This window comes from Flavipsychrobacter sp. (assembly GCA_041392855.1).
GTDB lineage: Bacteria > Bacteroidota > Bacteroidia > Chitinophagales > Chitinophagaceae > UBA5543.
On the sequence record JAWKLD010000001.1, the window covers coordinates 1,244,931 to 1,271,158 of the forward strand.

Sequence of the window (26,228 nt, forward strand, 5' to 3'; positions counted from 1 at the left end):
GCTGCATGATAACCTAAGTTTTAGAACTCTTTTATTGATATATTTATGCCTCGGTTATGATAACAAAGTTTAAGCAGTGGTTTTCCTCACTACCTAAAATAGTAAGGCAGTTTCTAATAAAAGCTATCATCGTACTACTTGTTTGGCAAGTGTCTTATATCTTTTTATTAGAACCTAAACGTGTTATCGATATCCCCCTCACCGCTTTTGTTGCTGATAATACCGTAATGGTGCTTTCCCAATTTTACGATAACGTAAGTACCATACCAACACGTACAGGTGAAGAAGTGATTATTAACGGCAGACATGCAATAGGCATTGCAGATGGCTGTAACGGACTAGCTTTGTTTGTTGTTTATCTAGGGTTCATCCTTTGCTTTCCCGTGCAAAAGAAAAGGCTTTTTCTGTATTGTACAGTAGGACTATTGATCATTCACATTTTAAACATTGCCCGTGTCAGCGGTTTGGCCTATATCAATATCACCTTCCCCGACTATATGGACTTTGCCCACCATTACCTGTTTAAAATAATGGTATATGGAGGTATATTTTATCTATGGTATTTATATACCAAACCATTTCTACATTCCGTAAAAACCAAAGAGAGCTGATATGTTAGGCGACAAGAGGTTTTGGATAACATGGATACTTATAGTTATTGTATGTTGGGTAGATTATAACTATCTCAATGAAACCGAGTTTCACAAAACACTGGATGAGCGTTTAAGGCAATCACTACATATACTTATCTATGCTGTTGTTGTTGCCATAGGTTATTATTACTATAGAGCCTATGATACTACGTGGCCAAAGTATTTATGGCTTATCAGCTATGTAGCAGGTTTGTTGATCTATTTCATAGGAGGCTTTGTAGATATATTTTTCCTAGACCTCACATTACAACAAAAAAATCATTTTGGTGCTGTAAGACTATTCTTTTCCAGTCCTATCCCCCTTACGGTAATATATATGATGCATCGATTATCGATGGTAAACAATGACTAAAAAAAGTTTATAAAAAAAGCACCGGAAATACCGGTGCTTTTTTATTCTGGAACCTTTGGCTATTTAACCATAGATTTAAATTCTTCTTCATTAACCTTCACAGGATATTTATCACGTAGTTTCTTATTCCATTTGCTCTCTAAATACTCTTGGTAGTCTGCTACAACGTATCCTCTAGCCTCTTCCAAAGTTTTATTGGTAGGAGCATCAAACTTCTCGCTTGCAACAGCAACAACGTAAGAACCATCAGCATTTTTAATTGCTTTTGTTGGTTTGTTTGGTGTTATGTCAGCAAATGTAAAATCCGTAATAGTTTTAAACTCGTAATAGCCTCTTTCTATTAATACACCATCAGGCATATCTTCACCATTAACTGCTTTAAGCACATCCTCATCCGTTACATTTTTCTTAGCTAATGCTTTCAGGCCTTTCTTCAATGCCTCATCGTTCTTGAACTTATATTGTGCGCCTCTAAAACCAGCATCCCATTTATACTTATCTGTATTGCGATAGTAGAATGCCTTCAAGCCAACAGAATCTTTAGAGGCTCTGCCCCATACATTACGATCCATCAATTCAAATAACATGATACCATCTCTATACTCATCCATTAAGGCTTTGAAGTCAGGATGTTCTTCTACCAAGTTGTGCTCTTCCACATCTTGAACAACTGTACGTATATAGTGCTTATATACATCAGTAACAAAACGATCAACAGGCCCCATTATTCTTCCTCTTGTTAACGAGAAAGCATAAGTTGCAAGATCACTCTGTAAATACTTCTTACCCTTAACTTCAAAAACAGGCTTGTTAAACGAAGCAAAATCACTCACCTCAAAAGTTTGATTATTATCACCTATTTTCTTTACGATAGCATCAAGGTTCTCCTCATATCCTTTAAAGTTGTTTTTCTCCTTTATTGCATTGAAGAATATTTCTTTGGCAAGGTCAGAACGAGAATCATTATCTACTTTTTTCTTGATCTGTCCTTTCATATCCTCATAAGACTTAAGAGGATATTTTTGTATCAACTTAATGATATGGAAACCATAGTCTGTTTGTACCGGCTCTGATATGTCACCAGGATTTTTTAATGCAAAAGCAGCTTTCTCAAATACAGGAACCATATTACCTGTACCAAACTTATCCAGCTCCCCTTTATTGTCTTTTGAGAATTTATCTTCAGAATACTTGGTTACCATATCTTCAAAGCTGGCACCTTTCTTCATCTCTGCTTTTATCTTCTTTATTTTTTCTTTAGCCTCAGCAATACCTTCTTCACCTTTAGACTTAGGAGTAGTTAGTAGTATCTGTGCTACTTTTATTTCTCCCATACTTTTTCTTCTGTCTAGCACTTTTAGTAAGTGATAGCCAAAACGAGTACGAAATGGTTTAGACACCGTACCTACAGGAGTATTATATGCTACATTTTCGAAATCATAAACAGTTTGTAGTGCTGTAATATAACCGATGTCTCCACCGTTAATGTTCGATCCTTTATCCTCAGAATACTTTTTAGCCATTTCGCCAAAGTCTGCCTTTTTCTTTACTAGTGCATTGTACACACTGTCTATTTGGGCATATGGCTTAACGGTATCAGCAGATGTAGCTGTGGGTGCAGATAATATCAAAATATGCGCAACTCTTATATCTTCTGACATGCGATCATAAGCTTCCTTGTATAGCTTTTCTGATATCTGCTCATCAGTAAGATAGTTTTTAGCGAGCTGCTTACGGTAGTTATTAAGCTCGCTCTCTATGTTAGCCATTGTATCTAAATGAGCTTCTTCCGCCTCTTTCACTTTCATACGAAAAAGTGAATAAAGCTCTAGATACTCTCTTAAAGCTTTCTCTGAATAGTCAGGCTTCTTATTGATGCTGTTTTTCTCGTAAATACGTAGAAAGTCTTTTTTGTCAACAGGGTTTTTCCCGTAGTGGAACAATGTTTGTGCCCACCCGCTGGTAATAGTAGTAGCTGTAATGAAACAGGTAAAAAATAGCTTACGCATTCTTCTAGGTTTTTATTTAATATGATTAGCTCTTATTATTTTTCTTTTGGCGTTCCACCATCTTTATTACTTCTAAGATATTAGTATGGTCGATTCTTTTACCTCTAATGATCTTCTTTTCGTCCAGCAAATATAAAACAGGTGTACTATATATGTCGTAATCAGCCCTAAATCTTGTTTTTCTTTCAGGATCATGAACGTGGATCCAGTCTTCAAGGCCTTTTTCCTTGATTACTTTCTTCCAAGTATCCATATCACTGTCCGTTCTCACGCCATATATTTTTACTCCTTTCCCTTTAAGCTCTGCTTTATAAACAGAATCTAATTTAGGAACTTCTTCCAAACAATGCCCACATTCCGGAGACCAAAACACTAAAAGTGTATATGGTGCTTCTATTGCATGTAACGATTGGTCTTTACCATTAATATCCGGCATCTTTAACTCAGGTGCTATATTACCGATAACATTAGGTGCTATCTTATGTGCTCTATCTATATATTTAGCCAAGTCTTCAGGAGACAACCATGTAGCATCGCCTTTCATATAATAGTTCTCTACCAAGTATACAAATACAGCATCCATACCCATCACTTTACTTTGCTCAGCATTCTTGGTCAACCAGTACAAAGTGTATTTGAACAGTTCCTTGCTACCTCTAGCCTTTTCAAGTAGCATGTCAGATTCTTTAATAACACTATCTTCCATTTGTAATACCAAGTCGTTCATATACTGGTTGAGACGACCATCATAGATAGGTGTATTGATCAATCTATCATCACTAAACACAAAATCATCCCAGTAGTGCTCTTTGTAATATCTATAGCCAAATGTAGAATCATTAGTACCATCTGGCAGAGTATGTGGACCTTCAGGTACCACAGGCACTGTCAATGCTCTGAAAATATTGGTCAGTAATGTATTTGGATACTTCTTAATATAATCGTTCCTATAGTCTACTAATTTCTTACCAAGTACTTTAAACTCATCATTTAAAGCAGCTGTATCTTTTGCTGTTTTCGCAGTTTCCAGCTTTTTCCTTAGCGCCATTTGTTTTTCACCATAGCCTTTTAAATAACTAACGTAAGTAACAAAACGCTCATTTTCAGGTGAGTTTTTAAAAGTAACACCATCAGGAGCATCTTTTGCTGAAGCCGTGATAGACATATCTGTTCCATTATGCATCAAGAACTCGAAATATGTTTTCTTATCAGATAGTAATATCATGTAGATACCACCTAGTACTTCTTCATCGCTTTGTAAGATTGCTTCTCCTTTCTTATCTAATCTTGCCGAATCGGTCTTATAGATAGTGGGTAGCGGCTTACCAAAGTAGTGTACGATGTAAACCATCGTATCCGACACATCGGTAAGTTTTAGTTTAATACGATAACCGTCTTTAACTCCTTTTGCTGTCGCATCAGGCGAAATACCAATTAACAGTATTGCTATTATACTTAGTATAAGTTTTTGCATCTAATATGTATTTATGATAATATTTATTTCCTTTCTTCCATTTCTATTACTTGTCCTATAGTAGTATGGTCAAGGTTTTTACCTATGATCACCTTCTTTTCGTCGAGCAAATATACACGAGGCGTGCCGTATATATCATACTGTGATTTATAGGGTGATTTTTTATCAGGGTCGTATACGTTGGTCCAATGGTCTAAGTTCAGCTTTTTAAGCTGCTCTTTCCATTTCACTGCCTGATCTCTATCTACATTAACAGCATACACCTTTACACCTTTATCCTTCAATACTGCTTTGTATACAGAATCTATTCTTGGCACTTCTTCTAAACAATGCCCACATGTAGGTGACCAAAATACGATCAAAGTATATTTGGCTTCTACACCATATAATGACTTAAAGTTACTGTCTACATCTCTCATGGTTAATGGAGGTGCCAAATTACCTATCATGTTTGGCGCTATAGACTTATACCTATCAATATACTTTTGTAGCGTGCCAGGGTTTAGCCAAAACGCATCCCCCTTCATGTAGTACTTTTCTATAAAGTGGGCAAAAGCAGCATCCAAACCCATTACGTCACTTTTCTGTGTATACTCACTAGTGAGCCAATGTAATGTGTATTTAAAGACCTCTTTGCTCGCTCTGGCTTTTGCCAGAAGCTTATCTCCTTCATAAATAACACTATCTGCCAAAGGCATGGATACGTTATTAAAGAAATATTGCAATTTACTCTCATAAATAGGTGTGTAGATCAATCTTTCATCCGAGAAATCAAACCCATCCCAATAGTGCTCTTTGTAATAGCGGAAGGCAAACATAGAATCCACACTACCATCTTCGTTATAATGAGGTCCTTTAGGTGCCTCAGGCACTAGCAATGCACTAGAGATATTGGCCAATAATGTTTTAGGGTATTTCTTGATATAGTCTACACGATATTGATTAAGACCATCATTAATGGCTTTTGCCTTATCGTATATGTTATTACTATCCGCTTGTGTTTTAGCTGTACTAAGCTGTTGTTGTAATTGCTGTTGCCCTTCCCCTACTTGTGTCAAGTAATTGACATAGTCGTTAAATCTCTTATTTTCTTCTGAGTTCTTAAACTTTACTTCCTTGGGCAGTTTTGAAGCCGTAGCAGTGATACTGAAATCATCTCCATTGTCTAATAGAAACTCAAAATAGGTAGCGTTATCGTCCAGTACCATTAAATAGATTCCGCCTGTTATCTTTTCTGTACTGTTGAAGGTCGCCACTCCTTTGTCATCCAACTGGGCAGAGTCTACCCTATATATGGTAGGCAGGGGTTTACCATAGTAACTGGCCAAATACACTTTATGATTGGCCTTATCATTAAACTTAAGTTGAATTTTGTAACCGTCTTGCCCTGCATAAGCATTATTGGCAATACCTGCCAATACTAGTAGGGTCAGCATTATATATCTCATAACCAGAATCCGTGAAGGTAACATTTATATACTATCTATTACACTGATAGCTATACTATCGTTCTAACTCCCAAATTTAAAACATATAGACGCTTATTGATGCTAAAACAGTTGTAAATTTGCTGCTTCTTTAACTAAATACTAACATTAACCATTGGCTAGAAAAAAGAGAAAACCGTTAGAAAATATAAAAATTGAGCGTTATGCTGCTGAAGGGAAAAGTATAGCTCAGCTGGAAGATGGCAAAGTACTCTTTGTAGCCAATGCCATACCTGGCGATGTGGTGAATGTAGCGGTAATAAAGAACAAGAAGAACTGGGCAGAAGGAAAAATACTACAATTGGTAACTCCGTCAGAAGAACGAGTAGACCATTTTTGTGAACATTTTGGTGTGTGTGGTGGCTGCAAATGGCAAATGCTACCCTACAACCAACAGTTAATATACAAGCAACAGCAGGTTGCCGACCAGCTATCTCGTATTGGCAATGTAGCACTACCTGAAATATTACCCATACTAGGCAGCCCCAAAGAGCGCTTTTATAGAAACAAATTGGAATTTACTTTCTGTATACACAGATATAGAACTACAGAAGAACTAAAAGCCGCCGGAGATGCGAAGCTTCCATTAGAACCAGCACTTGGTTTTCATGCCCCGGGCTTTTTTGATAAAGTGGTAGAGGTCAATAAATGTCACTTACAAGAAGAGCCTACCAACAAACTTTTAGACCTCTTACACGAATACACACAGAAACATAACCTTAGGTACTACGACTTTAAGTCGCATAGTGGCTGGCTAAGAAATATTGTAATACGAGTAGCCAGAACAGGAGAAGTGTTGATCAACCTAGTTATACAACACGAAGATGAAGCAGCAAGAAAGGCTTTACTGGACCATCTATTAGCTAATATCCCTGAAATAACTACCCTACACTATACCATCAACCCTAAAGTGAACGATAGTCTTCATGACCTTGATGTAGAACTATATCATGGCAAGGGCTATATCGAAGAGACTCTTGAAGATTTCCGTTTTAAGATATCTCCGAAGTCTTTCTTCCAAACTAATACCTACCAAGCAGAAAACCTTTATAAAGTAGTAAGAAATTTTGCAGGTTTTACAGGAGAAGAAGTGCTTTACGACCTCTATTGTGGCACGGGTAGCATTGGCATATTCTGTTCTAAATCAGCCAAAAAGGTAATAGGTATTGAAGTAGTAGAAGATGCGGTGAAGGATGCCTATGAGAATGCCAAGATGAACAATATTGAACATTGCCAGTTTTATGCGGGGGATGTTGCTAAAATATGTACGGATGAGTTCTTTGAAGAACATGGCAGACCAGACATCATCATTACCGACCCGCCGAGAGCTGGCATGCACGAGTCATTAGTAGAGCAATTACTAAAGATGAAGGCGCCTAAGGTGGTATATGTAAGTTGCAACCCTGCCACACAGGCAAGAGACCTGCAATTATTGGATAGTGCCTACAAGATCACTAAAATTCAACCAGTAGACATGTTCCCTCATACACACCATATAGAAAATGTGGTATTGTTAGAACTTAAATAAACTTATGCTAGAGCTAAGACCTATATGTGAAAACTGCGCTAAGGCATTACCGCCCAACTCTACCGAAGCTATGATATGTACATACGAATGTACCTTTTGTAAAGACTGTGTGGAGGACGTGTTACACAACGTATGTCCCAACTGTGATGGTGGCAACTTTAGTCCTAGACCTATAAGGGTAAAGTCTCAGCTACAAAAAGACCCTGCCGCTACTGTAGAAAAACATAGACCTGTAGATATAGAGAAGCATAATGAACTTTTGAGTAGGAGACGAAATGTACCACCAGAACTTAGGTAATAATATTCTATCCTACTATCAATAGAACTAAATAGGTAATGCTTATGCATTACCTATTTTCGTTAAAATATATACCTAATGAAAACCAACTTAGAAACTATAAAGGAGCTGTACCAAAACTTTTCAGCTAAGAATACTGAAGCTATTCGTGAGCTATTTGCTGATGATATCAGCTGGAAACAAATGGAGGGATTCCCCAACGGTGGGCACTATATAGGCGCAGATGCTATCTTCAAAAATGTATTTGCTGGCTTTGGTGAAAACTGGACGGGATGGAGTGCTTCAATTGACGAGTTTGTAGCTACAGGCGACGATGTATTTGCCATAGGTAAATACTCTGGCACTTACAATAAAACTCAAAAGTCAATGGAGGCCGCCTTTATCCATCGCTATAGACTTAGTGATGGTAAGGTGAAACAATTTGTACAATATACAGACACCCAACTTGTTGCCAATGCAATGAACTAATCCCCTTCTTCCAATTCAAATAACTCTTCAACAGGTATTTCAAAGTACTGTGCCATTTTTAATGCTAAAACGGTAGAGGGAACATATTTGCCCGATTCTATAGCGTTGATCGTTTGTCTAGACACATTGATCAACTCAGCAAGGTTAGCCTGTGTAATGTTCTTCTTCGCTCGCTCTACTCTAATTGTGTTTTTCATACTTATACATTTTTTGATAGACGAGACTTGATATGTGCTTTATAGTAATAAACAGCTATAAAAATAATCAGAATGGTAAAGAGGTTTCCAAAAACTACATTCAGATAATTTAGACCATAGACCAAAAACGTAGCTAACACCAGTATAGCATAGTTGATATAGACACTTATCTGCAATGCCTGTAATCTAATCTTTTGTAAATACTCATCCTCTATCTTCTCCTTAGAAAAAGCAATAAAGAACAAACAAGCAAAAATGACCAATAGCGTCAATTCATCCGTAAGATTACCATTACTGACATCAAATATGGATTTATTCTTTAGAGCAGCAGGCTGATAATCCAGAAAAGGCAATGTATACTCCTGTAATAATACAAGTACAAACAAAGCAGCAGCTATAGGCAACATGATGAAACCTATTTTCCTAAACACATGAGGCAATAATAAATTATTCATATCAATAAAAGTTTACATTATGTAAATTAAACAATACACAAAGTAAAGTAAACTTTACATTGCAAACAAACTCGAAACTGTTAATAAAAAATCAATTCTATATTGCGGGTCAATTGACCAAAAAGATGAAACAAACAGTTGTTAGAGGAATAGTACTACTTATAACCCTAAATGGTATACTCTACTCATCCTGTAAAAAAGACCTACTACATTGGGCTAAAGTGGAGCAAATACATACTGAGACCTATGACAGACTAAATGATGTTTACTTTATAAGCGATAATATCGGATATGCCGTTGGTGGTGACCGTTTTCAGAAAGCAACACTATTAAGGACTACCGATTGGGGAAAAAGCTGGAAATATTACGACTTTACACAGGCGGGGAAAGGCCTTTACGGCATTAACACCTCCCCATCTGGCAAACTTTACGCCATCGGTTTTGACGGCAAAATGATGTCTAGCATTGACAAAGGTGACAATTGGCAGTTCACACAGCTTGATGTATGGAAGGAATATAAAGACATTGGATTCTTCAACCCTAACGAGGGTTTAGCTATTGGAGGTATTAGCTACAATTCGGGTTTTATAATGCATGTGGATGGTAATGGGAAGATACAGTACTGGGATTCTATTAAATATGAGCTGAATGACCTAGCTGTTGCTAATGCTACAACCGCTTATATAGCGGGCTATGGTGTAATTCAAAAAACTGTTGATAAAGGTAAGACATGGCGTATTCAAAATCCTGTAAATGATAACTTCACTGCGCTGCATCTTAGAACAGAGCAGGAGCTTTGGGCTTGTGGTGTAGCAGGTAGCATCTATCATACTAGTGACGGGGGCAACAATTGGTATAGACAACGCAACGGCAAAGATATTACCAAACCCAAATATGAATTGCATGATATTTATTTCGTAGACGGACAGAACGGATGGGCAGTAGGAGAAAATGGAGTTATCATCTATTCAGAAGACAGTGGCAACAACTGGTCTTTATTTGATAAGTTTACTAGTGAAACTCTACGAAGTATCACTATGGCTGGCGATGGCACCCTAGTTGTGGTGGGCGATAACGGCAGCATTTACAGACTTCATATAAAGAAATAAAGCTCCTCACAAACAATTTAGGTGATTGGCATATATCTTATTATTTTTGCACTCAATTTTTACAGCGCATATATTTATTACTAATGCAAGCAACACTTAGCGAACAGGAAATATTACGTAGAGAAAAACTAGAAAAGCTACAGGAACTAGGTATCAACCCCTACCCGGCACCATTGTATGAGATAACGCATACTGCCGCACAGCTGAAGGAACAATACACCGAAGAGAAGAAAGAGGAGTTCAAATCTGTTTCTTTCGCTGGTCGTATCATGAGTGTTCGTGATATGGGTAAGGCCAACTTTGCAGTATTGCAGGATAGCACTGGCCGTATGCAGATATACATCAGAAGAGACGATGTATGCCCGGGAGAAGATAAGACCATGTACAATACGGTATGGAAAAAGCTATTGGACATAGGTGACATCGTGGGCGTGAAAGGATATATGTTCACTACTAAAACAGGTGAAATGTCTATCCACGTTGAAGAGTTCACCTTGTTGACCAAAGCATTACGTCCGCTACCGATAGTTAAGGAAAAAGATGGAGAAGTATATGATGCGGTAACAGACTTGGAGTTCAAATACCGGCAGCGTTATGCCGACCTTATCGTCAACCCTAACGTGCGCAAAGACTTCATTAAGATTACGAAAATGAAGAATGCTATACGTGAGTTCTTGAACGAGCGTGGCGCATTGGAAGTAGACACACCTGTATTACAAAGCATACCGGGAGGTGCTGCAGCACGTCCTTTTGTAACGCATCATAATACTTTAGACATGCCACTATATTTGCGTATAGCAAATGAGTTGTACTTAAAACGTCTTATTGTTGGTGGTTTTGATTGGGTATATGAGTTCAGCCGCAACTTCCGTAACGAAGGGATGGACAGAACACACAACCCAGAGTTTACAGTTCTAGAGTTCTACGTAGCTTATAAAGACTACTACTGGATGATGGAAACCACAGAGCAGCTTTTGGAGAAAACGGCTATTGCTACTAACGGTGTTTCTACTACTACTATAAACGGTAAAGAAATTGACTTCAAAGCACCATACAAGCGTATCAGTATTTATGATGCTATAAAGGAGCATACAGGTATTGATATTAGCGAAATGGATGAAGATGGCATCAGACAAGTATGTAAGGATCTACATATTGAAGTAGATGCTTCTATGGGTAGAGGAAAGTTGATTGATGAATTGTTTGGTGAGAAATGTGAGCATCATTATATACAACCAACCTTTATTATCGACTACCCTATCGATATGAGTCCGTTAACAAAGAAGCATAGAGAGAAGGAAGGTTTGGTTGAGCGTTTTGAGTTATTGATAAACGGTAAAGAGATCGCTAATGCCTATACCGAGCTTAACGACCCAATAGACCAAAAAGAGCGTTTTGAAGATCAAGTAAAGCTTATGGAGCGTGGTGACGATGAAGCCATGTATATTGATCATGACTTCTTAAGAGCGTTGGAATATGGTATGCCGCCTACATCGGGTATCGGTTTTGGTATTGACAGACTTGCCATGATGCTTACGGGCAATGTATCGATACAAGATGTCTTACTCTTCCCTCAAATGAGACCAGAAAAAATAGAAGAACAAGCAGAAACTACAGAATAAACAAAAGCCCTTTTCGAAGGGCTTTTTTAATTTTATGCAATGAGATATTACCTTTTAACCATTTTACTAGCCACTTGGGGTGTAAGCTCCTGCTCTGATAAAGCAACACAAACCGCTACTACGTATGAGCAAGAAATAATGACCTACAGGCAACACTATAAAGAAGACTTCATAAAAGAAGAACGTAGTCCCCTCAAAGGTGAGGATACAGGCTTTATTCGATTCTTTCCTATTAATGAATCTTACAAAGTAATGGCTGAACTAAACCTAACACCTGAGTCTCCTGTTTTTGAGCTACCAACCTACAGTGGCAAAACCAAGAGCTATAGAAAATATGGCGTTTTATCTTTTACGTTAAAGGACACACTGGTTGAACTATCTGTATATCAAAGCCAAAAACTCATGCAACAAGAAGAGTATAAAAACCATTTATTCGTACCCTTCACCGATGGCACTATTGTAAATGCCGAAACATATGGTGGCGGTCGTTATATAGACCTTTCATTAGAAGACGTTAAAGATGGGAAAATAGAGCTCGACTTTAACAAATGTTATAACCCTTATTGTGCTTATGCAGGTGGTTATTCTTGCCCCATACCACCAGATGAGAATAAGCTGGCTATTTCTATTAGAGCAGGCGAGAAAGCATACGGTAAAGAAATTGAACATTAAAAAAGGGGCTAGAATCTAGCCCCTTTTCCTTTTTTATGAATTAGTCTTATTTGATATTCATCTTCTGCTTTACCAGAGGTAAGATATTGTACGACTCTTTTGCATGCAATAATACACCTGCAGTAGCATCTAGTACATAATCATAGCCATGTTCTTTAGCTACATCTTTAATACCTTTATCCGCTTTATCTAGTATTGGCTGTAGTAACTCTTGTCTCTTAGCTTCTACTTTTTGTTGTGCGCTTTGGTTAAACTTCTCAACACGTGTTTGTAGATCTTGTATTTCGTTAACCTTTACTTCTTTAATAGCATCAGACCAAGTGCCCTCGTTAGCTTTAAATTCAGCTAGTTTCTTCTCATAATCCTGTCCCATAGCTTGTAGCTGGTCTTGGAAAGTTTTAGCGTAAGCTTGTATTTGTGTTTCCGCGGTTTTAAACTCAGGCATAGCTTGTAGTAGCTCACTAGAGTTGATGTAACCAATTTTCATTTGGGCTATAGCCGCATTGCCTACTAATAAAGTACAAGCAATAAATAATACGATTCTTTTCATTTTTGTATTAAGCTTTATTTTAAACTTAGGGGTGCAAAGTAAGTGCCATTATTTCTTTATTCCAAGTAATTTTAACACATCGTCACTTTTGTCCAGCTTCGGGTCAGCATAAAACATGGTAATACCACCTGCTTTATCCAATACCATATCAAATGCTCTAGACTGTGCATATTTTTGAACAGCGTTATATACTTTATCTTGGATCGGCTTTATTAACTTTTGTCTTTGCTTGAACAGGTCTCCCTCGTAACCAAAGCGACTCTTTTGCAGATCTTTGGCTGTTTTCTCTTTTGCAATTATCTCATCTTCTCTTTTCTTACGCATGTCATCTGACAGCATAGCTCTCTCTGCTTGATAAGATTTATACATCCTATCTACTTCAGCCATCTGATTATCGATCTCTTTTTGCCAAGTTTCAGAAAGCTGATCTAGCTTAGTTTGCGCATCTTTATACTCAACAATATTGTCAAGTATATACTTTGAATCAATAATGCAATAACGCTGAGCATTGGCTGCAAAAGCCACAACAAACATCAACGCTATACTTAAAATCACTTTTTTCATAACTAATAGATTTATCAATTACAATAATATTGTTATTCCGGTTCAAAGCCTAACATAAAGGTAAAGGCTGCAATATCACCCAACTTGGTTTGTCCTGTAGCCGCATTATATCTATCAAACCCTATACCATAATCAAGACCTAGCAAACCAAACATTGGTAAGAACACTCTAATACCTAGACCTGCAGAACGATTAAGTTTTGCCGGGTTATAGTTACTAAAGTTACTCCAAGCATTAGCCGCTTCCACGAACATCAAACCATAGATAGTAGAAGTAGGACTTAAAGAGAACGGATATCTTATCTCCGCAGTATACTTGTTGAAAATTGTTGCATCATAAGAATAAGGATTCTTATATCCACGATGCGCAATAATATCACGACCAATGAAGAAATTTTGACCACTCAAACCATCACCACCAAGCTGGAAACGCTCAAACGGAGAGAAACCAATATCCTTATTGTAGTAGCCTAAGAAACCGTATTTAGTAGCTAATTTAAACACTAGGTTTCCAGCGATCTTTTGATACCACTCTGCTTTGAATTTATATTTATGGTATTCTATCCACTCATATTTTTCAGCAGGAGTAACACTAGCAAAGTCTTTATTACCAAATGCACTGAACGGTGGTGTAAACTGGAAGGTGAAGCTAATATTAGAACCAGAACGCGGGTACAATGGTTGGTCAACAGAATAACGTGCCAACACTAATTTGAAATACAAGTTATTACTTGTTCCATTATTAAACCCAGTACCTGAGATCAGCTCATAATCCTTAAGTTTAAAGTTCTGATAGTTCAACCCGTAAGTGAAGATGAAGTTGTCATCCGGCCATTTAATACGCTTACTTAAAGAGATACCACCACCTACAACTCTCATAAATGCTGCATTAGCATTTTGGCCGATAGAAGAGCCTGAGAACTTACTATACATAAAGCTAGTAGTTAAGGCATTTGGCTTTTTGCCACCCAACCACGGCTCAGTAAATGAGAAGTTCAATGAGTTATAGAACTGACCGTTCGACTGATAGTTAATAGAGAATTTCTGACCATCACCTACAGGTAGCGGATCCCAGAATTTAGGTTTGAAAATGTTTCTAAGAGAGAAGTTATTAAAGGTAATACCGATATTACCATAGAAGTTAACACCACCTCCAAAACCAGCGGATAGTTGTAATTGGTCGCTAGATTTCTCCACTACGGTATATTCTATATCAACCGTACCGTCTTCTTGGTTTGGCTTAGGTTGTATACCTATCTTCTCTTGATCGAAGAAACCTAGGTTGGCGATCTCTCTTTGAGAACGTATCAAGTCTGTTCTGCTGAACTTATTACCAGGTAGTGTACGTAGCTCACGACGAATAACGTGTTCGTTCGTACGATTATTACCCGCAATAGTAATATCTCTAATAGTTGCCTGCGGCCCTTCAGTAACACGCATTTCATAGTTGATCGTATCACCTATGATAGATGTTTCTATAGGGTCTACATTAAAGAACAAATAACCATCGTCCATGTAAAGACTACTGATATCTCTATCTCCATCAGGGCTCAACACTTTTCCTAAGCGAGTTTCTAGTACATCTATATTATAGACATCTCCTTTTTTAATTCCTAAAATTTCAGATAGCTGCTCATTAGAATATTTGGTATTACCCTTCCACTCTATATCACCGAAGTAATACTTATGTCCTTCTCTTACTTTGATATCAATATTAAGGTTACCATTTGGTAAGCGATATACTGTATCTTTCTCAATGCTCGCATCTCTAAAACCTAGTGTATTATAGTATGCGATTAATGCTTGTTTGTCTGATTCATATTTCTTCTCATCATACTTAGAGCTAGAGAATATTCTAAATCTCAAATAAGGATCTAATGCTTCCAATGTCTGTGTAGGATGTAAAAACTGATACTCGTTTACAAATTTGCTGAAAGAGTGCTCATTCTTTTCATATATACTTATCTCATCAGCAGGGTGTATAGACAAGCGAGCCATCTCTTTGGTAGACTTCAAGTTTCTTTTCAACTTTGTATCTGTAGCTTGAGTATTACCAGCGATATTAACTTGATTGATCTTTGACTTCAGCCCCTTATCGATATCGAAGGTGAGCATGATAGAATTAATAGCTAGTGTATCAATTCTTTCTCTTACACCAACATTAATATCAGAAAAACCTTTCTCTGAGAAATACTTCTCAATTCTAACAACAGCTTCTTTCTTGGTAGCATCAGTTACCACACGACCTTTTACTAGCCCTACTTTATCTTGTAGTTCTTGTGCTTCACTTTTCTTAATTCCTTTAAAGTTATATCTGCTTAGCCTTGGTCTTTCTTCAACGTGAATATTAAGAAATATCTTATCGCCTATAAACTTTGTAGCCTCTACATAAACATCCGAAAACAACTCTTGCTTCCAAAGATTACGCAAAGCTTTTGCTACTTTTTCATCTCCTTTAAGTTTTACTTTATCTCCAAGAGATAATCCTGTAATAGAGATCAACAGATCTTCATCTAAGTACTTAGTACCCGAAACTGTAATACCGGATATCAGATATTCCTTAGGCTTGGAAGGAACAGCGTTACTACCGTTTCTCATTCCGTTGATACCGGAAGAACTACCTGTTGACAACTGTGCGTTGGCAACAACTGAAGTAGTGGCAATAATTATAAGTGTAAGTAATGGTAGTAATCTATTACGCATGCTGGGTTGTATTCGTTTGAACTTGTTCACTCGTTTTGCCAAATCTTCTCTCTCTTTGCTGATAATCTAACAGGGCTTCGTACAAACTTGGTTTTCTAAAATCTGGCCAGTGTACTGATGTAAAATACATTTCAGCATAAGCCAATTGGTACAATAAAAAGTTACTTATTCTATTTTCTCCGCTTGTACGGATCATTAATTCAGGATCAGGATAATCAGCCGTAGTTAAATACTTATGGAACATATCACTATCAACTGTATCTGCATCTAGTGTTCCTGCTTTTACTTCTTTAGCTATTTTTTTAGCCGCCTCTGCTATCTCCCAAGTAGCACTATAGCTCAACGCAAGTATTAGGTTCAACCCTGTATTACTAGCTGTAATTTCTTTAGCTTCATTCAGCTCCTTCTGACAGATATCAGGCAGGCTTTCAAAATTGCCAATTACATGCAAACGAATGTTATTCTTTTTCAACTCCTCTACTTCCTTACGAATGGTGTTTACCAAAAGCTCCATCAAAGCATTCACTTCTTCTTGCGGTCTATTCCAATTCTCTGTAGAGAAAGCATATAACGTAAGGTAGGAGATACCCAACTCTGCACAACCATTCACAATCTCACGAACGCTGATAACACCTTCATGGTGGCCATAAACACGGTCTTGATTTCGCTCCTTTGCCCAACGACCATTACCATCCATTATAATGGCTATATGCTTTGGCAACTTGTTGCGATCAATAGATTGTAAAATATCCATAGATATTATTAGTACACATTTATATTTAAAAGGTGTGCAAAGGTACAAAAATAGCGGGTTGTACTAGGTATCAAAATATATAGAGTTTAGTTTAACTCGACTTTAACGGCAATTAGGGCTTTTTAACACCTTTATATATGATTAAATAGTTGATTTTAAGGGTTTAAAATTTTTATTTTCTCATATTTTTTGAATTATTTCACAGTACTATGGTTACAAATCTGAGTGATAAGAACTCTATTCTCTCCTGCTGGATCAACGAAATACGTAATGTAGAGATACAAACGGACAGAATGCGTTTCAGAAGAAATATGGAACGTATAGGCGAAATTGCCGCCTATGAGATCAGTAAAACATTGACTTACAAGGAAGTAACGGTGCAAACACCTCTTGGAGAGTCTTCTTCTCTAGAATTAGCCCAACAGCCTGTTTTAGCTACTATTTTGAGAGCTGGCTTACCTTTACACACAGGTTTGCTCAATTATTTTGACCATGCAGAGAATGCCTTTATTGCCGCTTATAGAAAGCACCATAAAGATGGCTCCTTCGAAATAGAGCAGGAATACCTCACAAGCCCTGATGTAACAGGAAAAGCACTCATAATAGCCGACCCCATGCTGGCTACAGGTTCTTCACTAGCTTTATCAATAAAAGCGCTAACAGATGCTGAGCAGCCTGAAAGCATACATGTAGTATCTGTAATAGCTAGTACTGTGGGTATTGAGTACTTAAAACGAAAATTTCCTGCCGCTAATTTATGGGTAGGCGCCATAGATGACGAACTGACAGCTAGAGGCTATATTGTGCCAGGGCTTGGGGATGCGGGCGACCTATCATATGGAGAAAAACGTCAATCGTAACCCCAACGTAAAGAATATAAGAACCTGTCTTGCATAATAAGATTATTTGGCTTATTTTGCCTAGCAGAAACATTAACTAAACATTTACTAAACGTTACCCAGATGAAGAAAATATTACTAGGAGTATGTGCAGCAATGGTATTTACAACTTCCGCTATAGCTCAAGATCCGCACTTTACTCAATATTTTGCATCACCACTTACTCTAAATCCTGCTTTGTCGGGCCTTACTCAGGGCGATTTACGCTTGGCAGCAAACTACCGTTCTCAATGGGGGTCAGTTTCTCCTAATCCGTATACAACAGGTACTATATCATACGACATGGCTATGATGAAAGGTAAGTTGAACAATGGCGATGCTATGGGTATCGGTGTTCTTGGCCTTTTCGACAGATCTGGTCTTGGTGGTCTGCAAAACATTACTGTTGGTTTATCATTCGCTTATCATAAAGCTTTAGGTTACGAAAAGCGTCATACACTATCTTTCGGTATACAAGGTGCCTTAGTTCAAAAATCAATTGACTTCTCTTCTCTTAAATTTGAAGATCAGTTTGACTTTGCTACTGGCGGTACTCCTTACACTACTGGTGAGAATGTGGGTAATGCCGATTTAACTTATCCTGATTTCAACGCAGGTTTAATGTACTCTGGTAGAGTAAGCGAGCATGCTACAGCTTATGTTGGTATCTCTTACTACCACCTTACTCAACCTGTTGAGTCTTTCTTGAATGGTAATCACAAAATACACTCTCGTTACACTGGTTACATCGGTGGTTCATTTGACTTGAATGAGAATGTAGTACTATATGCTAGTGGTCTATACCAAAGCCAAGCATCAGCAACAGAGGTTATGGCTGGAGCTGCAGTTGGTTTTGTTCTTAACCCTGGTCATGACAATGAGTTCTCTAAAAACACAGTACTTTATCTAGGTGGTTGGTACCGTTATGGTGATGCTCTTTCTCCTTACATCGCTTTCGAGTGGTCTAAAATGAAATTGGGTGTAAGCTACGATGCTAACCTTTCTAGCTTTGCTCCTGCTACAGGTGGTAACGGTGGTTATGAAGTATCTCTTATCTTCAACGGTGCTATCAACAAAGCAGCACACAAGCCAACTTACAACTTCGCTTGTCCTAAGTTCTAATACAAAAACACACATTATATTTGAAAAGCAGATTCACTTGAATCTGCTTTTTTTATGCCCCTTTGCCTTTGCTAACGTATTTATTACCCTTTATGCTAAATCGATAAGGCAAGAATGCATCTTCTTTAGCATACCCTACACCTACCCTAGTGCCAACTACAATAGCTTCATCTGCTATTTTAAATCCTCTATCTTCTATATAAATAGATTCTTGTAATAAACTATCTCCCGAAAAAGATGTAGTAATGCCCATAGCCTCACTTAAAGTACCCGGCCCCGCTGAAATATTAGGTTTAAGTTTAGCCATGCCTCTTCTTTTCAGCATAATATCGATACCATCAATTGGCTCAAGACCTCTAATTAGTACGGCATGAGGGATATCTTTTTTATTAGTAACAACGTTAAAAAGATGGTGGATACCATAACATAGATATACATATGCATTACCTCCCTTACTATACATCTGTTCTGTTCGTGCTGTTCTTCTTCCCCCAAAAGCGTGAGAGGCTTTATCCCCCTCGCCTGCATAGGCTTCGGTTTCTACTATCATTCCAGCAGTATAGTTACCGTCAATATTAGTCACCAGCACTTTACCCAAAAGTTCTTGAGCTATTAATACTACATCGTCTCTCGTATAAAATGTTTCGGGTAATATCATAAATCAAATGTACAGCAGAAGATATATTGATAACAAACCGTATTTTGCGAAGAATGAAAAAAGGAGCTACACTTTACTTAATACCCATACCAATAGCAGAGGATGCACTGCATACACTTTCTAAAGAAATAAGCACTGTTACGCTTGAGGTAACCCATTTCTTTGTAGAGCATATACGCACAGCGCGTCGTTTTCTTAAAGCCTTACACCCCGAAATAGTTATTGATGACCTCCATTTTTCAGAGATAGATAAAAAAAGAGGTGCTGACCTGAATACATTTAATGAATGGGTTAAGGCAGGTCATTCCATTGGTGTAATGAGTGAATCGGGCTGCCCGGGAATAGCTGACCCGGGAGCAGAGTTGGTATATAAAGCGCAAGAATTAGATATAGCCATTTATCCCTTAACAGGGCCTAATAGTATCATCCTATCATTAATGGCGTCAGGCTTAGACGGGCAAAGATTTGCTTTTAATGGATACCTACCTATTAAGGACCCGGAAAGAAGCAAAAGCATTAAACATTACGAGCAGCTTTCAGCCAAAGAAAAACAAACACAAATTTTTATTGAAACGCCTTATAGAAACAACGCACTACTTGATGAGCTATTTAAGAAATGCAACCCTAACACCAAACTATGTATAGCACAGGATATAACAGGCAAAGCTGCTTATAACAAAACCAAGACAATAAAAGCTTGGCAAAAGAATAAGCCTGAATTAGAAAAGCTGCCTACAGTATTCTTATTTTTGGCTTAGTAGTCTCCTAGATCAGCCTCATTGACCTCTGCTATCTCGTCAACTACATACTGACCGTTTTCGTCGTTTTTTCCATTGTAGTCATCACCTCTCCATGGCAAACTTCTGCGGTATTGCACATAATGTAGCTTAACTCGTTTGCCGATACACTCTTCCAGAGAATCGGCCAAAGCAACATCTACAGTACTGAAATAAAAATATTGTGCATTAAAAGTGTTTCCTCTTTGCCCAAAGCCTTGTTGTATCAGCTCCCCTTCATAGGTTTTAAACAAATTACCTTTTCGAGAAAACTTTTGTAGGTAGCCCTCTCTATAGCCAAAGCTGTAAGGACTATAATAAAACCAATAGGTATACCCTACTACCGATAGCAACAAAATAAGAATAGAAATGAATATAACTTTGCGCATATGCGAAATATACGAAAACTGGTATATATCACATACCTATTGCTAATACATTAGCATAACTTAAACATTATTTCACAGTTCTGCCCTTCCATTTGTAAACACCTACAAAACCAAGCAGACCTGCGACTATTATATAGAAGATATGTAATGGTTGAAGTAGAGGGAACAGCCACAGCTGCTTTTCTTTTTTGAAAAAACGAGCTACAGGATATAAATAAATAAGGTCTACTTCTATTTTCAGAAGTAACAAGGCTAATAAAACCCATAGATATTGATGGCTAAAGAAACTAGCAACTAATAGAGCTAGGAATAACACGTTAAAAAGATAAACAAACACCAATATACTGGTCATGCGCTTATCATCATACTTACCCGACTTTGATGCCCACCTTATCCTTTGTTGAATAAAACCTGACCAACTATATTGTGGCTCTGTTTTCACAATAGCTTGTATAGATTTTAGACATGCGATCTTTGATGGGAAATGCTTGCTCATTTTCATCATCAACAAATAATCGTCTCCCGAGGCTAAATGATCTATATTTTCATACCCATTTACAGCTATGAAAGCAGCTCTTGTAAAGGAAAGGTTAGCACCATTACACATGTTACCCATATGCAACTCATGTGAGGCTACGGTAATGCCTTGCATACTCATGAAATCTAATGACTGAAACACCTGTAACACAGAGTCATCAGATATATAATCTACTGGAGAGATAATCATCACGGGCTTTTCTTTCTCGTATATATGAGCAATAGAACGTAACCAATTAGGAGTAGCGATACAATCTGCATCCGTTGTTATGAGTAAATCTCCTATAGTATTATTAACGCCAATTGTCAATGCCGCTTTTTTATACGCTATCAGATCATCTGTTTTTAAATGGTCGGACAATGATAAACAACGTACATTACGATGGGCAAAACTACTCACTACATTTGCAGTATCATCTGTAGAGTGATCATCTATTACAACTACTTCCACCAATTCTTTGGGATAGTCTTGAGCTAGAATAGAATTGAGACATCTTCCAATACACTCTTCTTCATTACGTGCTGGTATTATTATAGAAATAGTTGTTGTAGGCACAAAGTCTTTCACCACTTTTGTAGCATCTTTTGCCTGCCATCCTTTTCGATAGGCAAACATCAATGCCGCATATAATAGTGCAGCCACTATAGCTAATACAACTAACAACATACTACGAAAAACAAGAAGCTATTTTAGGGAGTGTTTCTGAATCGAATATACGATGGCCTTTCTCTAATATAGTCACCTCTGCACTTCCTACTCCTTCTGCAAACGCTAATGCATATCTGGCAGGAATCACCTTATCATATCTACCCATGAACACTTCTGTCGCTATCTTTTCATTTCTTATAATTTGCTTTGTCTTCCCGACATCTGGAATCAGTTTACTCATCGTCATCCAAACATTAAGTAAGAACCTCCTATCTACTTCACTACTGATGTATTTCATTGCAAACTTATACTTGCCTTCATTAAGTAGCTTTACTTTTCTTGCAACATCTATCAATGGCATATACAAGGCAGGATTGGTTAAGAAACTTTTGAAAATAAATTTACCTGTAACCGTTCTTGTCAACCAGTAGTAAAACCAATTAAACCTCAAGCCATCAGATGCTATCAAGACCAAACGATCTACCTTGTCACCATACTGTTCTAAAACACTCATACATACTCTACCTCCAATACTATACCCTAACAAGGAAAAATACTCTACGTTAAAAAGCCTTAAGATATTTGCAATTAGCTCATTAAGTGCTTCCTTTTCCCACAACTTTAATGGAGACCACTGACTTTCTGAATGGTGGGGTAAATTAAAGGAGATCACAGAATATTCTTTATCCATACATTCTGCCAATGGGGCGAAAAAACTAGCATCATCGCCATAGCCATGAAAAGCAATCAATAGTTTATCCCCCTCACCATATTTAATATAATGAAGTTGTTCCTCGCCAGTCTTAATATATCCTGAAACAGCACCCATTCCTAACACAAAAATAGTTATTCATAAACCGTTATTAGAACAATTATTTAACAAGTAATAAGCATAAATTTTAAGTAACTTCATAGGAAAGGATATATTATGGAAGACCAGTCAAAACAGGTGATACAAGGCGGAGGTTTCCTAATTAACGAATCTGCGCCATCCAACACATTCACACCAGAGGATTTTACAGAAGAGCAACGATTAATAGAAGATACATGCGCTGATTTTCTAGCTAAAGAAGTAAGACCAAAACTCCAAGCTATAGACGAGCAAGAAGAGGGGCTTATGCCTACCCTGCTGGACAAAGCAGGAGAACTGGGATTATTAGGTGCTGCATTTCCACAGCAGTATGGAGGCTTGGGTGAAGATTTTGTCACAGCTACCATTATCAACGAAGCTTTGGGCGCAGGGCATTCCTTTTCAGTAGCTGTAGCTGCACATAATGGCATTGGCTCATTACCGATACTATATTTTGGAACAGAAGAACAAAAGCAGAAATATGTACCTAGATTGGCTACAGGTGAATTAAAAGGTGCTTATGCGCTTACCGAGCCCAATTCTGGCTCTGATGCACTCAGTGGTAAAACCTCTGCAAAACTTACCGATGATGGTAAGCACTATCTCATAAATGGTCAAAAAATATGGATCACAAATGCTGGCTTTGCTGATGTATTTACTGTTTTTGCTAAAATAGACGGAGAACATTTTTCAGCCTTTATAATAGAACGTGGCACAGAGGGATTGAGCTTTGGAGAAGAGGAACATAAAATGGGTATTAAAGGATCTAGCACTCGTCAGGTGTTTTTTGAGAACTGTAAAGTACCCAAAGAGAACCTACTGGGAGAAATAGGTCGTGGTCATATCATAGCCTTCAACATCTTGAATATTGGTCGTTTAAAGCTATGTGCTGCTGCTCTTGGTGGCACTAAACAAGCCATGGCCAATACTATAAAGTATGCCGTTACCCGAGAACAGTTTAAAACACCTATTGCACAGTTTGGCGCCATACAACACAAGCTGGCAGAGATGACCATACGCACATTTGCTACAGAAAGTGCTCTTTACAGAACATCTAGATGGATAACAGATAAAGAAAATGAACTAGCAAAGTCAGGAAAAAGTGATGATGAAACATTATTAGGTGCCGCTGAAGAGTATGCCATTGAATGTGCCATTTTAAAAGTTATAGGGTCTGAATGTTTGGACTATGTAGTAGACGAAGGCGTACAAATACATGGAGGTAATGGTTTTTCTGACGAATACAATATATCACGCTCCTACAGAGATAGCCGTATCAACAGAATATTTGAAGGTACTAATGAGATCAATAGGCTATTAACGCTTGACATGTACTTAAAGCGTGCCATGAAGGGCAGGATAAACATCTTAACCCCTGCAATGGCGGTACAGAAAGAATTAATGGGCATCCCTGAATTTGGAGAGGACGACACACCTTTTGCGGCTGAGCTAAAAGCTATTGCTAACTTCAAGAAAGCTATACTCATGTGTGCAGGAGCAGCTGTGCAAAAGCTAATGACAAAAATAGAAGGTGAGCAAGAAATACTGATGTATTTAGCTGATATGCTCAACGACACCTTCATGGCGGAAAGCATGCTGTTGAGAACAATGAAAATGACAGATAGTGGCAATAAAAATGCAGGCTTGGCTACAGATGCTACAAAGGTTTTCATTAGCGACGCGGCAGATAGAATAAACCATGCCGGTAAAAACGCAATAAATGCCTTTGCTACTGGTGACGAACAAAGGATGATGCTACTCGGCGTAAAACGTTTTACCAAAGTAGCTAGCTTTAATACCAAAGAAGCAAGAAGAAAAATTGGACAGCAAATGATAGAAAAAGGTAGTTATATCTTCTAGAAAAGAAGATTGATAAAAAACATATTAAATTAGCCTGTAGATTTTACAGGCTTTTTACTTGTATATATGGCAACACAGGAACAATTCATCGAAGAAATCAATAAAGGGTACACTTTCAAAGGAGATTCCTTTTTATTAGGCAAAGCAATATTGAATAAAGAAGTAGTGAGCGATGCGGCAGTAAAAGTGCCGCTAAAGACATTAAACCGTCATGGTTTAATTAGCGGAGCTACAGGTACGGGAAAAACAAAAACACTGCAAGTATTATCAGAAGCATTGAGTGATGCCAGCATACCTGTATTGATGATGGACATAAAAGGTGACCTGAGCGGTATAGCTGCCAAAAGCCCCGGACATCCTAAAATAGATGAACGCTGCCAACTTTTGGGTATAGACTTTGTTCCTACAGCCTACCCTGTAGAGCTCTTATCGCTTAGTGAAGAAGCAGGTGTACGCCTAAGAGCAACAGTAACTGAATTTGGACCGATATTACTTGCCAAGGTATTAGACCTGAACAGCACACAGGAAAGTATACTCGCTATGCTTTTTAAGTATTGTGATGATAATAACATGCCTTTGATAGACCTCAAAGACCTGCAATCAATGCTACAGTGGGCTGCCAATGATGGCAAGGAGGAGTTGAAGGAAGAATACGGCACCATGTCTTCTGCATCTATAGGTACAATAATGCGCAAAGTCATTGCTTTGCAACAGCAAGATGCGGACAGAATATTCGGTGAAAAATCGTTTGAAGTAGACGACCTATTACGTATAGCTGATGATGGAAGAGGCATGGTAAATATTTTAAGAGTTACTGACCTACAAGACAAACCTAAGCTTTTCTCTACGTTCATGTTACAGTTACTATCCGAACTGTATGCCACCATGCCTGAAGAAGGCGATAGCGATCAACCTAAGCTGGTAATGTTTATCGATGAGGCTCACCTCATATTCAACGATGCTAATGATATACTTATCGAGCAACTAGAAACTATCGTAAAACTAATACGCTCAAAAGGCATAGGTATATTCTTTGTAACTCAAAACCCTACAGATATAGCACCTGCCGTATTAAGTCAATTAGGCCTAAAAATACAGCATGCCTTACGCGCCTTTACTGCAAACGATAGAAAAGCGATAAAGCAAACAGCAGAAAACTATCCTCTTAGCGAATACTATGATACAAAAGAAGTCATTACACAATTGGGGATAGGAGAAGCGCTTGTTACATTGCTGAATGAGAAAGGTATCCCTACCCCATTAGCAGCTACTATGCTTTGTGCTCCAAAATCAAGAATGGATATACTTACAGATGAGGAGATCAACGATATCGTAAAAAGATCACTGCTTGTAGAGAAGTATAATAAAGAGATTGATAGAGAAAGCGCTTATGAACTCATCAACGAAAAGATAAAAGAAGCCAAAGAAGAAGCTCCTGAACGTAAAGTAAGAAGAGAAAAAGAAGATAAAACTGTTATTGAACAATTAGGCGAAAGCTCTGTAGTAAGAAGCATGATGCGCACCGCAGGTACAATGTTAGTACGTAGCTTACTAGGTTCGCTAGGACTAGGAGGCACTACTAAAAGACGTAGAAGTAGTAGACGCCGTTGATCAA

Annotated in this window: 26 protein-coding genes; 13 read left to right on the top strand and 13 right to left on the bottom strand. The window is 37.9% G+C overall.

Annotated elements, in window-relative coordinates:
• The first annotated feature begins 56 nt into the window (after window positions 1-56).
• Together R2800_05870 and R2800_05875 are read left to right on the top strand one after the other, a co-directional pair.
• Window positions 57-611, top strand: coding sequence for an archaeosortase/exosortase family protein (locus tag R2800_05870; GenBank protein MEZ5016561.1), 555 nt, complete (start codon window positions 57-59; stop codon window positions 609-611).
• 1 nt (window position 612) lies between these two features.
• Window positions 613-1,005, top strand: coding sequence for a hypothetical protein (locus R2800_05875; protein MEZ5016562.1), 393 nt, complete (start codon window positions 613-615; stop codon window positions 1,003-1,005).
• 59 nt (window positions 1,006-1,064) lie between these two features.
• On the opposite strand, the gene R2800_05880 is transcribed toward R2800_05875, so the two are convergent.
• Genes R2800_05880 through R2800_05890 form a run of 3 tightly spaced genes read right to left on the bottom strand, consistent with a single transcriptional unit; the run spans window position 1,065 to window position 5,936 of the window.
• Window positions 1,065-3,014 carry a peptidylprolyl isomerase gene (locus R2800_05880; GenBank protein ID MEZ5016563.1) on the bottom strand — a complete coding sequence of 650 codons (1,950 nt, stop codon included), beginning with the start codon at window positions 3,012-3,014 and terminating at the stop codon, window positions 1,065-1,067.
• 25 nt (window positions 3,015-3,039) lie between these two features.
• Window positions 3,040-4,488 (bottom strand): DUF5106 domain-containing protein, encoded by a 1,449-nt coding sequence (locus tag R2800_05885; protein MEZ5016564.1) that lies wholly within the window; start codon window positions 4,486-4,488, stop codon window positions 3,040-3,042.
• A gap of 23 nt (window positions 4,489-4,511) precedes the next feature.
• Window positions 4,512-5,936: a DUF5106 domain-containing protein gene (locus R2800_05890; GenBank protein MEZ5016565.1), complete on the bottom strand. Its 1,425-nt coding sequence runs from the start codon at window positions 5,934-5,936 to the stop codon at window positions 4,512-4,514.
• A gap of 154 nt (window positions 5,937-6,090) precedes the next feature.
• Here R2800_05890 and rlmD point away from each other — a divergent pair, with 154 nt between their 5' ends.
• The 3 genes from rlmD to R2800_05905 all read left to right on the top strand — a co-directional run bounded on the left by rlmD (window position 6,091) and on the right by R2800_05905 (window position 8,269).
• On the top strand, window positions 6,091-7,503 hold the full coding sequence (gene rlmD / locus R2800_05895; protein ID MEZ5016566.1) for a 23S rRNA (uracil(1939)-C(5))-methyltransferase RlmD: 1,413 nt from the start codon (window positions 6,091-6,093) through the stop codon (window positions 7,501-7,503).
• A 4-nt stretch (window positions 7,504-7,507) separates the two neighbouring features.
• The gene (locus R2800_05900; GenBank protein MEZ5016567.1) at window positions 7,508-7,801 is read left to right on the top strand and encodes a DUF1272 domain-containing protein; all 294 of its coding nucleotides are present in this window, start codon (window positions 7,508-7,510) and stop codon (window positions 7,799-7,801) included.
• A 78-nt stretch (window positions 7,802-7,879) separates the two neighbouring features.
• Window positions 7,880-8,269, top strand: a complete 390-nt coding sequence (locus tag R2800_05905) for a nuclear transport factor 2 family protein (protein MEZ5016568.1) — start codon at window positions 7,880-7,882, stop codon at window positions 8,267-8,269.
• Here the strand turns inward: R2800_05905 and R2800_05910 are convergent.
• Together R2800_05910 and R2800_05915 are read right to left on the bottom strand one after the other, a co-directional pair.
• On the bottom strand, window positions 8,266-8,466 hold the full coding sequence (locus tag R2800_05910; GenBank protein ID MEZ5016569.1) for a helix-turn-helix transcriptional regulator: 201 nt from the start codon (window positions 8,464-8,466) through the stop codon (window positions 8,266-8,268). The two genes, R2800_05905 and R2800_05910, sit on opposite strands and share 4 nt — an antisense overlap.
• Before the next feature lie 2 nt (window positions 8,467-8,468).
• A complete protein-coding gene (locus R2800_05915; protein ID MEZ5016570.1) occupies window positions 8,469-8,921 on the bottom strand; it encodes a hypothetical protein in 453 nt (150 codons plus the stop codon).
• 125 nt (window positions 8,922-9,046) lie between these two features.
• Here R2800_05915 and R2800_05920 point away from each other — a divergent pair, with 125 nt between their 5' ends.
• The 3 genes from R2800_05920 (at window position 9,047) to R2800_05930 (ending at window position 12,324) form a co-directional block, all read left to right on the top strand.
• The gene (locus R2800_05920; GenBank protein MEZ5016571.1) at window positions 9,047-10,030 is read left to right on the top strand and encodes a YCF48-related protein; all 984 of its coding nucleotides are present in this window, start codon (window positions 9,047-9,049) and stop codon (window positions 10,028-10,030) included.
• Window positions 10,031-10,113: 83 nt separating this feature from the next.
• The gene (gene lysS / locus R2800_05925) at window positions 10,114-11,652 is read left to right on the top strand and encodes a lysine--tRNA ligase (GenBank protein MEZ5016572.1); all 1,539 of its coding nucleotides are present in this window, start codon (window positions 10,114-10,116) and stop codon (window positions 11,650-11,652) included.
• A 39-nt stretch (window positions 11,653-11,691) separates the two neighbouring features.
• The gene (locus R2800_05930) at window positions 11,692-12,324 is read left to right on the top strand and encodes a DUF1684 domain-containing protein (protein MEZ5016573.1); all 633 of its coding nucleotides are present in this window, start codon (window positions 11,692-11,694) and stop codon (window positions 12,322-12,324) included.
• Window positions 12,325-12,370: 46 nt separating this feature from the next.
• Here R2800_05930 and R2800_05935 read toward each other — a convergent pair whose 3' ends face one another.
• From R2800_05935 to R2800_05950, 4 genes are read right to left on the bottom strand one after another with little or no spacing between them, the layout of a single operon-like run.
• Window positions 12,371-12,874: an OmpH family outer membrane protein gene (locus R2800_05935; protein MEZ5016574.1), complete on the bottom strand. Its 504-nt coding sequence runs from the start codon at window positions 12,872-12,874 to the stop codon at window positions 12,371-12,373.
• Between the two features lie 48 nt (window positions 12,875-12,922).
• The gene (locus R2800_05940) at window positions 12,923-13,438 is read right to left on the bottom strand and encodes an OmpH family outer membrane protein (protein MEZ5016575.1); all 516 of its coding nucleotides are present in this window, start codon (window positions 13,436-13,438) and stop codon (window positions 12,923-12,925) included.
• Between the two features lie 32 nt (window positions 13,439-13,470).
• Complete coding sequence (locus tag R2800_05945; protein ID MEZ5016576.1) at window positions 13,471-16,140, bottom strand: POTRA domain-containing protein; 2,670 nt, start codon at window positions 16,138-16,140, stop codon at window positions 13,471-13,473.
• On the bottom strand, window positions 16,133-16,894 hold the full coding sequence (locus tag R2800_05950; protein ID MEZ5016577.1) for an isoprenyl transferase: 762 nt from the start codon (window positions 16,892-16,894) through the stop codon (window positions 16,133-16,135). Before R2800_05950 ends, R2800_05945 begins: the two co-directional genes overlap by 8 nt.
• 209 nt (window positions 16,895-17,103) lie before the next feature.
• Here R2800_05950 and upp point away from each other — a divergent pair, with 209 nt between their 5' ends.
• Together upp and R2800_05960 are read left to right on the top strand one after the other, a co-directional pair.
• Window positions 17,104-17,754, top strand: coding sequence for a uracil phosphoribosyltransferase (gene upp / locus R2800_05955; protein MEZ5016578.1), 651 nt, complete (start codon window positions 17,104-17,106; stop codon window positions 17,752-17,754).
• A gap of 102 nt (window positions 17,755-17,856) precedes the next feature.
• On the top strand, window positions 17,857-18,894 hold the full coding sequence (locus tag R2800_05960; GenBank protein ID MEZ5016579.1) for a PorP/SprF family type IX secretion system membrane protein: 1,038 nt from the start codon (window positions 17,857-17,859) through the stop codon (window positions 18,892-18,894).
• 52 nt (window positions 18,895-18,946) lie between these two features.
• Here R2800_05960 and R2800_05965 read toward each other — a convergent pair whose 3' ends face one another.
• On the bottom strand, window positions 18,947-19,552 hold the full coding sequence (locus tag R2800_05965) for a DNA-3-methyladenine glycosylase (GenBank protein MEZ5016580.1): 606 nt from the start codon (window positions 19,550-19,552) through the stop codon (window positions 18,947-18,949).
• 53 nt (window positions 19,553-19,605) lie between these two features.
• On the opposite strand from R2800_05965, the gene R2800_05970 reads away from it, so the two are divergent.
• Entirely contained in the window at window positions 19,606-20,310 is a 705-nt protein-coding gene (locus R2800_05970; protein MEZ5016581.1) for an SAM-dependent methyltransferase, read from the top strand.
• Here the strand turns inward: R2800_05970 and R2800_05975 are convergent.
• The 3 genes from R2800_05975 to R2800_05985 form a co-directional block, all read right to left on the bottom strand.
• Window positions 20,307-20,717 carry a hypothetical protein gene (locus R2800_05975; protein ID MEZ5016582.1) on the bottom strand — a complete coding sequence of 137 codons (411 nt, stop codon included), beginning with the start codon at window positions 20,715-20,717 and terminating at the stop codon, window positions 20,307-20,309. The genes R2800_05970 and R2800_05975 overlap by 4 nt on opposite strands.
• 67 nt (window positions 20,718-20,784) lie before the next feature.
• Window positions 20,785-21,921 (bottom strand): glycosyltransferase, encoded by a 1,137-nt coding sequence (locus R2800_05980; GenBank protein MEZ5016583.1) that lies wholly within the window; start codon window positions 21,919-21,921, stop codon window positions 20,785-20,787.
• A 1-nt stretch (window position 21,922) separates the two neighbouring features.
• On the bottom strand, window positions 21,923-22,732 hold the full coding sequence (locus R2800_05985) for an alpha/beta hydrolase (protein MEZ5016584.1): 810 nt from the start codon (window positions 22,730-22,732) through the stop codon (window positions 21,923-21,925).
• Window positions 22,733-22,831: 99 nt separating this feature from the next.
• Between R2800_05985 and R2800_05990 the strand changes: the two genes are divergently transcribed.
• Window positions 22,832-24,613, top strand: coding sequence for an acyl-CoA dehydrogenase family protein (locus tag R2800_05990; protein ID MEZ5016585.1), 1,782 nt, complete (start codon window positions 22,832-22,834; stop codon window positions 24,611-24,613).
• 66 nt (window positions 24,614-24,679) lie between these two features.
• Window positions 24,680-26,224, top strand: coding sequence for a helicase HerA-like domain-containing protein (locus tag R2800_05995; protein MEZ5016586.1), 1,545 nt, complete (start codon window positions 24,680-24,682; stop codon window positions 26,222-26,224).
• Window positions 26,225-26,228: the final 4 nt, after the last annotated feature.